Raw genomic sequence first — 10,227 nt, 5'->3', positions numbered from 1 at the left:
ACCTCACCAAGCGCATAACGGACGAGACCACCCCCACCTGGCGAGGAACCTATTAGGGCAGAAAGGGCAATCTACCTAGATCAAACGCCCTCTGAAAACGGTGCTTGAAGCACGGCAGCTGTAGTTCGTGATCTGGGTGGTGTTGTCGCTGGTCAGGGCGTTGTGTCGGCGTAGGCGTGCCAGGCGAGGTGGCAGGTTCGGGCTCGGTGCTGGTGGTGTCGGCGCCAGCTGGACCAGTGCAGGACGTGCTCTGCGTCGCGCCGGGGCGGTGGCAGGACGAGTAGCCGCAGCAGCAGCCATGGGCCGATCCAGCAGAGCCTGGGCAACCGTCGCTTCCATCGTTATGGCCCTTTCGCTCGGAACACCACGCGCCCGACGTCCTGCGACGCGGGCGCGTGCCTGGGCCGGATCGCTCCAGGACAGGTCACTTGAGGATCTCCAGCATCCGGTTCCCGAGGACCGCGGCCGAGGCCGGGTTCTGTCCGGTCACCAGGTTGCGGTCCTCGACCATGTAGGGCTCCCAGATCGGACCACGGCTGAAGTTGACCCCGACCTTCGCCTTCACGTCGGTCTCCAGCAGCCACGGCGCTCTGGAGGCCAGTCCGACGCCGTCCTCCTCCTCGTCGGTGAAGCAGGTGATGTTGTAGCCCTTGAACGGCGACTCACCGTGGATCCTGGTGGCCAGCATCGCGGCGGGACCGTGACAGACGATGAACAGCGGGTTGCCCGAGGCCAACTGCTGGGTCAGCAGCCGCCCCACGTCGGCGTCCCACGCCAGGTCCGCCATCGGCCCGTGACCGCCCGGCAGGTAGACCGCGTCGTAGTCCTCCAGGCGCACGTCCGACAGCTGCAGCGGTCGACGCATCACCTCCGCGGAACGGATGATGGCCTCCAGCTCCCGGGCGCTGTCGTTTCCACCGACCATCTCGGGGCGCAGGCTCATCATGTCGACGGTCGGCGTCACACCGTTCGGCGTCGCGACGACGACCTCGCGACCGGCGTCCGTGAGGATCTTGTACGGGTTCGCGAACTCCTCGGCCCAGTAGCCGGTCGCGTGCCGCGTGCCGTCCTTCAACACCCAGTAGGTGGCTCCGCTGACGATGAAAAGCACCTTTGCCATGGGAGAAATCCCCTCTCGGACGCATGCCAGGAGCGGGTTCGGCGGGATGCCCCACGAAACCGACCCGCCCCGCCGGTTTTCTCCCCCCTTCCCACGCAACCACGCTAGGCAGCTGCGCCGACCGCGCGCAACCCGATGCTCCGTCGGCGGCCTTGGACTCGTATCGCGCCGTCGGCGGTGGCGCCCTCGGCCACGGACGCATCCGGTCACATGTCCAGGACCACGTCGGCCGGGGGCGTCGAACAGCAGATGAGCGCGCTTCCTCCGGCGGGGGGCTCCAGGGGCTGCGGGGCGTACTCGACGTGGCCGGAGAGAAGCGCGGTCTCGCAGGTGTGACAGATTCCGGTGCGGCAGGACCAGCGCACGGGCACGTCGCACGCCTCGGCGAGTCCGAGCAGCGTCCCGTAGTCAGGGTGCCAGGGGACGATCAGCCCGCTGCGCGCGAAGGCTACGGACGGCCCCGGGCGGCCGCCGGGAGGAGCGGCCGGCTGGTGCGGTGCCCGGGCGGATCCTGTCACCACACCGGGGGTGACGGCGGACGTGGCCCCGAAGACCTCGGTGTGGATCCGGGAGGACGGCAGGCCGCAGGCCTCCAGGGCTCCGGTCATGTCCCGCATGAACGCGCTCGGCCCGCAGATGTAGGCGTCGGCGTCCGGAGGCGGCTCCAGGCTGCGGATCCGCTCGGGACTGAACCGCCCACTGACCGTGTAGTCGACACCTTGGCGGTCGACGCCGGACGGACGGCTGTAGGAGACGAACGACCGGCCTGCGGGCAGCTGGGAGAGCAGTGCGCACACTTCGCCGGCGAACGGGTGGTTCTCGCCGTCCCGGGCCGCGTGCAGCCACCACACCGCGCGCTGCGAGCGCTCCGCGGCCAGAGCGTGCAGCATGGCCAGGACCGGGGTGGCACCGACACCGGCGGACAGCAGCAGGACCGGAGTGTCCGCGTCCGCGAGCAGGAACGTGCCGCGCGGAGCGGCGACATCGAGAACGTCACCCACCTTCACGTGCTGACGCAGGTAGGTGCTGGCGACGCCGTGTGGCTCCTGCTTGACACTGATGCGGTACGTCTCGGCGTCCGGTCGGCCGGAGAGCGAGTAGTTGCGGATGACCGGGGAGGCCTGTGGGTCCGGCCGCAGGCGGACCGTGAGGAACTGCCCCGGCAGAGCGGCTGGGAGCGGCTCACCGTCAACTGCCGACAGAGTGAGCGAGAAGATGCTCGCGCTCTCCGGCTCGATGCGGGCGACTTCGAGCCGACGGAACCCGGGCCAGGCCGGCGGCGGGCTGCTGGTGGTCAGCCCGCGGTTTCCACCCACGGCGCCGGAGCCGCGATCCCCGTCGTCGAGCAGGGCTCGCAGCGACGTCTTCCAACCGGGGCTCAACGCGGGGACGCGCAGGGCCCGTTCGAGCTGCGGCCGGGCGTGGCCGGGCAGGTAGAGCAGCGCGTCGATCTCCGCGACGGTCATCTCCTCGGGGTCCGAGGCGATCTTCACGATCTCGTCCCCGGCCCGCACCCGCCCTTCAGTCAGCACCCGCATGTAGAAGCCCGGGCGGCGATGGGACACCAGCAGGGCGGCCATCTGCGGCTCGCCGAGCCGCAACCCCACGCGGTAGCACGTCACGCGGGGTTGGGTGACCTCGAAGACCGCACCGCCGATCTCGTAGCGGTCACCGATGCACACCTCGTCGTCGGCGAGTCCGTCCACAGTGAGGTTCTCGCCGAACTGGCCGTACGTGAAGTCGTCCCGCTTCAGGTACTCCTGCCAATGGCGATAGGAGCTCAACTGGTAGACCAGCACGGCACGCTGCTCGCCGCCGTGCCCGGCGAGGTCACCCTGCCCGTCGCCGTCCAGGTTGAGTCGGCGCGCCATCACGGGCCCGGCGACGGGGTGCTTCCAGATGCCAGTGTGGGTGGTCCTGCCGTGCCAGGGGACATCCTTGGGCATGCCGACGTTCACGGCGATCAGAGCGGCCATGACCTGTGCTCCTCCCGCGCTCGACAGGCCGGTGTCTCCAGCGTCGTACGGTCGGCCGCCGACCGCACCCGAAGAGCTCTACGCGGCGCCGGGGCTCGGCGACACGTAGAGTGAGAGCCGGTGGGCGCCGTCGCCGCGCGTGGCCCGCCGTGAGCCGGAGACTTCCAGCGCGAGAACCTCAGCTTGGACATACCCATGAGCTCGGAGAAGAAGGTGGCAATCGTCACCGGCGCTTCACAAGGCATCGGCGCGGCCGTCGCCGACGCGTACCGCAGGCGCGGGTACGCCGTCGTCGTGACCGCCCGGTCCATCCCCTCGTCGCACGATCCGGACGTGCTCGCCGTGCCCGGCGACCTGAGCCGGCCCGGTACCGGTGCGCAGATCGTCGAGCAGGCGCTGGACCGCTTCGGCCGGATCGACACGCTGGTGAACAACGCCGGCGTCTACCGGGAGAAACCATTCACCGACTACACCGACGCCGACTACGACCTGGTGACCGGCGTCAACCTGCGCGGCTTCTTCGACGTCACGCGCAGCGCCATCCCCGCGATGCTCGCGGGCGGCGACGGCGGGCACGTCCTGTGCGTGTCGACGTCGCTGGTCGACCGCGCCAACGCGCGCATACCCGCGGCGCTCGCCTCGCTGACCAAAGGCGGCCTGGTCGCGGCGACGAAGGAGCTGGCCATCGAATACGCGGCGCGCCGCATCCGCGCCAACGCCGTCTCACTCGGCGTCATCCGCACTCCGATGCACCCGGACGACCCGGGCGGCACGCTCGCCGCGCTGCACCCGCTCGGGCGGATGGGCGAGATCGACGACGTCGTCGAGGCGATCATGTACCTCGAACAGGCCTCGTTCGTCACCGGCGAGATCCTGCACGTCGACGGCGGCCAGAGCGCCGGCTTCTGAAAGTACTGGGATCGGGAGTGATCGGCCTATGCGCACTCGCAAGCAGCTGACTCCGCTCGGCGCTGTCGGTGCAGGTCTGGCGGCGGGAGTGATCGGCACCGTCTGCATGGACACCGTGCGGTTCCTGCGCCAGCGCCGGGCCGGCGGCGAACACAACGCCCTGCACTGGGAGTTCGCCCCGGTCCGCACCTGGCAGGAGGCGCCGGATCCCGGGCAGGTCGGAAGGCGCCTGGCCGAGGCCTTCACCCTGCGCGAGCTACCGGACAGCGCGGCGTTCCCCGTCAGCACGTTCATGCACTGGGCCTATGGAGTGGGCAACGCGGCCTTCTACGGCGTCGTCAGCGCCTCGCTGCGCAAGCCCCGCGTCCTCTACGGGCTCCCGTACGGTGCGCTCGTGTGGCTCAGCGGATACGTGTTGCTTCCGATCGCGGGACTCTACAAACCCATCTGGACATACGACGCCAAGACGCTGGGTGATGATCTGACCGCCCACCTCGCCTACGGCGTCGGCACGAGCAGCGCTTTCTGGTTGCTGAGCAGGGTTTCCGTGTTCTCACGGCAGCTGTAGTTCGTGATCTGGGTGGCGCTGGTCGGCGAGGTGGGGGGCCGGGTTCGGAGAGGAAGATGGCTGTCGCGATCATGACGAGGCATGACCCATCAGAGAGCGGCGGCCGCTGTCACAGTAGTGCGGCGGGCAGTACCTGGAGCGGTGCGAGGGCCTGATGGGCCGGGTGGCCGGCTGCTTCCCGCGGCGGGAGAGCCGCGGGACGTTCCGGGAGATGGCCCAGGGCCTGCTGATGGAGTTGGAGGAGGTGAACTGCTGGACGCCGGCCGAGGCGATCGGGCATCGGGGTCCGCACCGGTTGCAGGACCTGCTCTCCCGCGCGGTCTGGGACCAGGAGCGCGTCTTGGAGCGGACGGCGGCCTGGGCCGTGGAGGTGCTGGACGACGGTGACGGTGTGCCGATCGCGGAGGAGACCGGGGACGAGAAGTCTTCCACGGACGCGGCCGCCGCCGGCCCGCAGTACTCCGGCGCGCTGGGCGGGGTCGGGGTGTGCCAGGTCGCCGTCCACCTCACCTTCGCCACCGACCGCGGCCACATGGTGACCGGCCGGGCTCTGTACCTGCCCAGGGACTGTGCCGGGGACGAGGAACGCCGTGAGCTGGCCGGCGCTCCCGAGGAGGTGTGCCTCGCCACCAAGCCCGAACTCGCCGCGGCCCTGCTCACGCGGGCGGTGGCCGGCGGGATACGGGCCGCGTTCTTCGCGGCCGACGAGGTCTACGACACCCGCCACCTGCGGCGCACCTGCCGCACCCTCGAGCTCGGGTACGCGGTCGCGGTCCGCTCCCAACCACACGCAGAGACGCTCGGTCGCGCCGATGAGCGGACACGTCGTTCTGCCAGCCCGCCGAGAAAACCCATTGCGAGTGACCCGCATCGGATGTCTGATTGATCGGCCACCGATCAGGGGAGGGAACATGAGTATGCCGCTGCCCATCCCCTCGTTGCACACCGCTCGCCTTCGACTGCGTGCATTCGAAGACGCGGATGCGAACGACCTCTTCGCACTGCACAGCAGCGCCTACGTGCTGCGCTACTGGGACGCGCCACCGTGGAGCGAACGCGTGCGCGCCGAGAAGTTCATCACGGCTTGCCGGCAGATGGCACAGGAGGGCACCGGGGCGCGGCTGGCCGTGGATCGTGTCTCCGACGGGGCGTTCATCGGCTGGTGCAGCCTGAACAGGTGGAATCCGGACTACCGCAGCGCGTCGCTTGGCTACTGCTTCGACGATGCAGCGTGGGGCCACGGCTACGCGACCGAGGCCGCGCGCGCTTTGCTGCGGTGGGCATTCGACACGCTGGAGCTAAATCGCGTCCAAGCTGAGACCGATACGCGCAACGTGGCATCTGCCCGCGTGCTGGAGAAGCTCGGCTTCGCGCGTGAAGGGACGTTGCGGGAGGACTGCGTAGTCAACGGCGAGGTCTCCGACTCATGGGTCTACGGGCTGATCAGGCGGGAGTGGCGGCCGTCGTCGGAGCCGGTTCCCGCCCACTGAGATACCTCGCTCGGCACCCGGTATCGGCCACGCCCCAAACCACTGATCACTGCACCTCATCCACACACAACGGCGAACCGGACAAAGGGTTACATACCACCCTCTGAGGCTCCGGAGGGGCGCTGGTGAGGCCCAACAGGGGTGTCATGCCAGGTGATTTACCTTCTCCTCATGAAACCGCTCACGTTCGACCACGAGAACCTGCATCTGCGTGTGAACCGGGGGTGTTCGAGCTGTTCAACCTGGACAGCCCGGCCCACACGCCCCGCGTCCCGCTGCGCTGGCTCGAGGTGTCGCTGCACCACAAGAAGCCGGACAGACCCGGCACACTGTACTTCGGCGTCGTCCGCGATCCACGGGCCGTCCTCTACAACACCGACCGGTCGGTGGTCTGACGTGGAACCGTTGGTCTTCGAGCACGGCACCGTGCATCTGCGGGTCGACCAAGGGGTCGCCACCCGCCACCCGCCACCAGCACCACGGCGAACCAATCCCGGCCCGGGCCTGCGACCACCACAACCCCGGACGCACGAAAGGCCGCCCTCCCATGGATGAGAGAACGGCCTCCGACCTGCAAAAAGCAAAGTCGGGACGACAGGATTTGAACCTGCGACCCCTTGACCCCCAGGAGTAGAGGCTATCCGTTTTATCTACACATACGGCCAGAACTGCAGGCGCATAGCGTGCTGTCTCATGCATTCCGTTCAAGTGCGCGGATACCGTCTGGTCCCCAAGTGGTCCCCACGGCAAGTCCATGACAGGCACCGGCTCACCTCCGCTCGAGCGGGGCGTGCCGGGCCAACCGCCAGGACAGGGTAGCCATGGGCGGAGTAAGATTCCGCGCTAGCGGAGGGGGACTGCGGCCTGGTTCCGTCGTACCGGTGGCGCTGTGCTCTGCGCGGGTCGAGGCACCGTTCCTCGGGAACGCCTCCGTACTGATCGACGTGCCCTTCGCGCGGGCGGAGGCGGCCATCGAGAGCCTGACTCTCCCTATCGCGGCACTGCTCATCGCTTGCCCCCGTCGCTGGACGACTGGCTGCCCAGTACCACCTCCCCCGGTTCGTCGCCGACCTGGTCGACGACGTCCTCGACCTGGCCGCGATCCGGGCCAACTACACCGAGAAGAGCGCCTACCGCCCTACGACCCCAGGCTGGTGCTGCGGCTGCTGATCTATGGCTGTACCACCGGGGTGCGCTCCTCCCGGGCGATTGACCGTAAGTGCGCTGACGACATCGCGTTCCGGGGCCTGGCCGCCGACCAAGCCCGGCCTTCCGCTCGCTCTCGCGGTTCCGCCGCCGCCATCTGGACGCCCTCGCGAACCTGTTCACCCAGTCGCTGCTCCTCGCGGAGAGGCTCGGCATGGTCAAGATGGGCCGCGTCGCCCTGGACGGCACGAAGCTGGAGGCGAGCGGGCCCGTCGATGACTACGGCAACTGCTCGGGGAATCGGCACGCTCACGATCCTCGGAGTCGCCTCGCTCTAACGCAACTCGGTTCTGTGGCAGTGGAGATCGCAGGCCGGGCTGGCGGCCGACTCTTTCGCGTACTGGCTGGCACGCACAACCTCGGGCCGTGCTCCCACTTGGCCGGGCCGCTCCCGATCATCGGGGCGGCGAGGGTCAGGGTGCGGGGTGGGATGATGAGGAACTGTTCGTCCACGCCGCGTCGAACTGCTGGAGGGCTATCGAGTACAGGAGTCCGGGGGCCCGGGCGTAAAGACAGGGGGAGTTCCTGCCGTGGCTGGAGCTGCTGTAGAAGGTGAGGTAGGCCGCCCGGTCCGTGGCGATCACGCGGCAGGTGTTGGGGAGGTTGAAGCTGCGCAGTTCGACGTGGGGTTGCGCGCGGGCCACCTGTGCGATGTAGTCCATGTTCGCCCGAACCTGGTTCTTGAGCAGGTCGGGCGTGAAGCCTGGATCGAAGAGGCGTAAATCTTGTGAGCGCCGGTCGAGCCAGGAGTCGCCCGGCGCAAGAGTGTCGGGCAGCAGCACCTGGACGGACTCCGGGGACAGCTCGCCCGACCACAGGGGCGAGAAGACCTCGCGGGTGAGTTTGTTTCCCCGTCCCGCCAGGACCTTGATCCAACGGGCCCGGCCGAGGTCGCGGGCGATGTCGCCTTCGGCGGACAACTGTTGACGGTAGACCCGGGCGAGCCCGGTGCCGGTGAGGCGCGAGCAGACCGCGACCAGCCACCACAGGGGGCGGGAGCCGCGCACGAGGCCGATGACGAGGATGATCGCGCTGGCTGCCAGCGAGCTGAGTATTCCGAACAGAAAAGCAGTCATGCGATCCTTCTCCCTGCGTATGGCCGATCTCGGGCGGGCGGCTTTCGCGTTCGGCGGCGAGTCAGCAGAGATAGGGCAGGAGTTCTCGCAGGATGTACGCGGCGTTCCGGGCCGCCAGCTCGTGAAAGCCGTGGCCCTTTTCCTGGTCGGCATTGTCGGACACGCCCCGGATCACGATCCAGCCGGGATTGGTTTCGCCGTGGACTGAGTTCTCCTGCCAGTATTGACTCAGCCCGCCAGCTTCCATTTCCACCGCCAGGACCTTCTCGTGATACTTCTTGAGCCAGTCGCGGATGTCGCTCTCCCGGTCCGCGATGACGGCTTCACCGGATCCGATCAAGCCTGGGTAGACGTCGAATTCCTCCGATACGTGCGTGGCGAGTTGGCCGTGGATCCGAGCGGGCGTTCCCTGATCGGCGAAGAAGGCGTTCACCGCGTGCACGACCGGCGCGGGAGCCTGGCGGTGTTCCCCGCGCCGGCGGACGTCCCCCAGCGGATTGATCTTGCGGTTTTCGTAGTACACGATCTCGGTGGAGACGATGACGTTGCCGACACGCGCGTGCTGATCGTGGATTCCACCGCCCACGCCCACGAGCGCCCACAGCCGCGGGGCGTAATGGCGACGCAGGTTTTCCAGTGCGGCCATCGCCGAGCGCTGCCCCTGACTCTGGCTCTGGGTGGCCACAATGCGTACGGTCGCCTCTGGAGTGGTGTGTTCGCCCTGGTAGAAATACAGCCCGCCGCCCACCTTGTGCCGTTCGAGTTTCAACTCGTCCACTACGGAGCGCAGTTCCTCACTCAGGATCGTGACCACACCGATGTCCCATCCGGCGGCGTCCAGTTCGTCGGCCGAGCCGACCTCGGCGCGGCGCGTGGAGTGCTGGGAGGGAGCGGACTGGGAGACGCGAGCGTGCTCCCCGATGGCGTTGTTGCTGAAAGCGTTGTGGTCGCCGTGGATGACGATGCCGCGATTGGTGTTCACTTGTTTCCTCCACCGCTGGGATTGAAGCCTGCTGATTCATGCGCGGACGCGCCGACCTGAGCGGCGTCGCCCACCGCGTTGTTGCTGAAGCTGTTGTTGTCGCCGAAGTTGAAGATTCCGCTGTTGATGATTTTGGTCGCGCGGTCGTTGAACTCGGACGCGTCCACGTCGTGAGTTATCAAGAAGTCACCGGTGGCCCGGAGCAGCCGGCGCTCGATCGTCTTCATCCGGCCGAGAGTATCGGTCTTCTCCAGTTGGATTTTGGACCATTCCTGTGCCGCCTTCTCTCGTATGCTCATGCGGCTGCCGATCAGAACGTTACGGATCGGCGTGGAGGTGAGATCGCGGGGGAATATGACGGCTTTCCCCAGGGAATAGAGATAGTGCACGAGTCGCCAGGAGTGCCGGATCTCCGAAGGTAGCGTGACCAGCTCACGCAGAGCCGCCCAGGCGACCGCCAGGACACCATGGTGCCCGAATTCCGCGGTGCGCTGGAAAGATCTCGGTGTATGGGCGAGGACGCACGCGGCGGTGGAGATGCTCAGCGTGCGCCCTTGAACGCTGATGTGCAGCAGGACCGTCGCGACGAACTCCGCCCCTTCGGCGGGAGTGGTCACCTCAAGGAAGTGGTACTCCTTCGATCCGGGCGTGTTGATGATCTCCCGTAGCCTGGCTGCGTCGAACTCCCGGGTCAGAAGCGAGCGGTCGACCGCCACATCGGTCTCGGCGACGTACACGCGGTCGGTGACTCGTGCCGGAAGCCGGACGTCCTGGCTGTCGGTGTCGAGCAACTGGACCGCCTCGCGCGGGACTGTAAAACGATCGGTGTAACTCCTGATCAAGGAAGATGCATCGATGACCAGTGAGAACGTGACCGAGGCCGAGTCCGTCGAGCCGTCC

The 10,227-nt window shown here is 67.8% G+C and carries 10 protein-coding genes and 2 pseudogenes; 6 read left to right on the top strand and 6 right to left on the bottom strand.

Annotated features, from left to right (window positions below; genetic code table 11):
• Window positions 1-152 precede the first annotated feature (152 nt).
• The 3 genes from ACFVX4_RS40825 to ACFVX4_RS40815 form a co-directional block, all read right to left on the bottom strand.
• Window positions 153-326, bottom strand: coding sequence for a hypothetical protein (locus tag ACFVX4_RS40825; RefSeq protein ID WP_389988198.1), 174 nt, complete (start codon window positions 324-326; stop codon window positions 153-155).
• Window positions 327-424: 98 nt separating this feature from the next.
• The gene (locus ACFVX4_RS40820) at window positions 425-1,120 is read right to left on the bottom strand and encodes a type 1 glutamine amidotransferase domain-containing protein (RefSeq protein ID WP_389988195.1); all 696 of its coding nucleotides are present in this window, start codon (window positions 1,118-1,120) and stop codon (window positions 425-427) included.
• Between the two features lie 206 nt (window positions 1,121-1,326).
• Entirely contained in the window at window positions 1,327-3,096 is a 1,770-nt protein-coding gene (locus tag ACFVX4_RS40815; protein WP_389988194.1) for an MOSC domain-containing protein, read from the bottom strand.
• Window positions 3,097-3,291: 195 nt separating this feature from the next.
• On the opposite strand from ACFVX4_RS40815, the gene ACFVX4_RS40810 reads away from it, so the two are divergent.
• From ACFVX4_RS40810 to ACFVX4_RS40785, 6 genes and pseudogenes are all read left to right on the top strand, one after another.
• Complete coding sequence (locus ACFVX4_RS40810; RefSeq protein WP_384459864.1) at window positions 3,292-4,005, top strand: SDR family NAD(P)-dependent oxidoreductase; 714 nt, start codon at window positions 3,292-3,294, stop codon at window positions 4,003-4,005.
• A 28-nt stretch (window positions 4,006-4,033) separates the two neighbouring features.
• Window positions 4,034-4,573 (top strand): hypothetical protein, encoded by a 540-nt coding sequence (locus tag ACFVX4_RS40805; protein ID WP_389988190.1) that lies wholly within the window; start codon window positions 4,034-4,036, stop codon window positions 4,571-4,573.
• Between the two features lie 211 nt (window positions 4,574-4,784).
• Window positions 4,785-5,459 carry a transposase gene (locus tag ACFVX4_RS40800; protein WP_389988187.1) on the top strand — a complete coding sequence of 225 codons (675 nt, stop codon included), beginning with the start codon at window positions 4,785-4,787 and terminating at the stop codon, window positions 5,457-5,459.
• A 31-nt stretch (window positions 5,460-5,490) separates the two neighbouring features.
• Window positions 5,491-6,063 carry a GNAT family N-acetyltransferase gene (locus ACFVX4_RS40795; protein ID WP_389988201.1) on the top strand — a complete coding sequence of 191 codons (573 nt, stop codon included), beginning with the start codon at window positions 5,491-5,493 and terminating at the stop codon, window positions 6,061-6,063.
• Window positions 6,064-6,287: 224 nt separating this feature from the next.
• On the top strand, window positions 6,288-6,458 hold the full coding sequence (locus ACFVX4_RS40790; protein WP_389988184.1) for a hypothetical protein: 171 nt from the start codon (window positions 6,288-6,290) through the stop codon (window positions 6,456-6,458).
• Between the two features lie 494 nt (window positions 6,459-6,952).
• Window positions 6,953-7,474, top strand: a pseudogene (locus ACFVX4_RS40785) (transposase); the annotation flags it as partial.
• 208 nt (window positions 7,475-7,682) lie between these two features.
• Here ACFVX4_RS40785 and ACFVX4_RS40780 read toward each other — a convergent pair.
• The 3 genes and pseudogenes from ACFVX4_RS40780 to ACFVX4_RS40770 form a co-directional block, all read right to left on the bottom strand.
• The gene (locus ACFVX4_RS40780; RefSeq protein ID WP_389988181.1) at window positions 7,683-8,345 is read right to left on the bottom strand and encodes a hypothetical protein; all 663 of its coding nucleotides are present in this window, start codon (window positions 8,343-8,345) and stop codon (window positions 7,683-7,685) included.
• A 61-nt stretch (window positions 8,346-8,406) separates the two neighbouring features.
• A complete protein-coding gene (locus tag ACFVX4_RS40775; protein ID WP_389988176.1) occupies window positions 8,407-9,327 on the bottom strand; it encodes a hypothetical protein in 921 nt (306 codons plus the stop codon).
• A pseudogene (locus tag ACFVX4_RS40770) lies at window positions 9,324-10,227 on the bottom strand (hypothetical protein); the annotation flags it as partial. The pseudogene ACFVX4_RS40770 and the gene ACFVX4_RS40775, both read right to left, overlap by 4 nt.

The organism is Streptomyces sp. NPDC058240, assembly GCF_042882135.1.
Lineage (GTDB): Bacteria > Actinomycetota > Actinomycetes > Streptomycetales > Streptomycetaceae > Streptomyces.
This window is presented reverse-complemented; position numbering and strand designations above follow the sequence as displayed.

What these genes read in the sequence shown, in the direction of transcription:
- ACFVX4_RS40820 (WP_389988195.1), bottom strand. Translation starts at nt 1,120, where the DNA reads ATGGCAAAGGTGCTTTTCATCGTCAGCGGAGCCACCTACTGGGTGTTG.
- ACFVX4_RS40815 (WP_389988194.1), bottom strand. Translation starts at nt 3,096, where the DNA reads ATGGCCGCTCTGATCGCCGTGAACGTCGGCATGCCCAAGGATGTCCCC.
- ACFVX4_RS40810 (WP_384459864.1), top strand. Translation starts at nt 3,292, where the DNA reads ATGAGCTCGGAGAAGAAGGTGGCAATCGTCACCGGCGCTTCACAAGGC.
- ACFVX4_RS40805 (WP_389988190.1), top strand. Translation starts at nt 4,034, where the DNA reads ATGCGCACTCGCAAGCAGCTGACTCCGCTCGGCGCTGTCGGTGCAGGT.
- ACFVX4_RS40800 (WP_389988187.1), top strand. Translation starts at nt 4,785, where the DNA reads ATGGCCCAGGGCCTGCTGATGGAGTTGGAGGAGGTGAACTGCTGGACG.
- ACFVX4_RS40795 (WP_389988201.1), top strand. Translation starts at nt 5,491, where the DNA reads ATGCCGCTGCCCATCCCCTCGTTGCACACCGCTCGCCTTCGACTGCGT.
- ACFVX4_RS40780 (WP_389988181.1), bottom strand. Translation starts at nt 8,345, where the DNA reads ATGACTGCTTTTCTGTTCGGAATACTCAGCTCGCTGGCAGCCAGCGCG.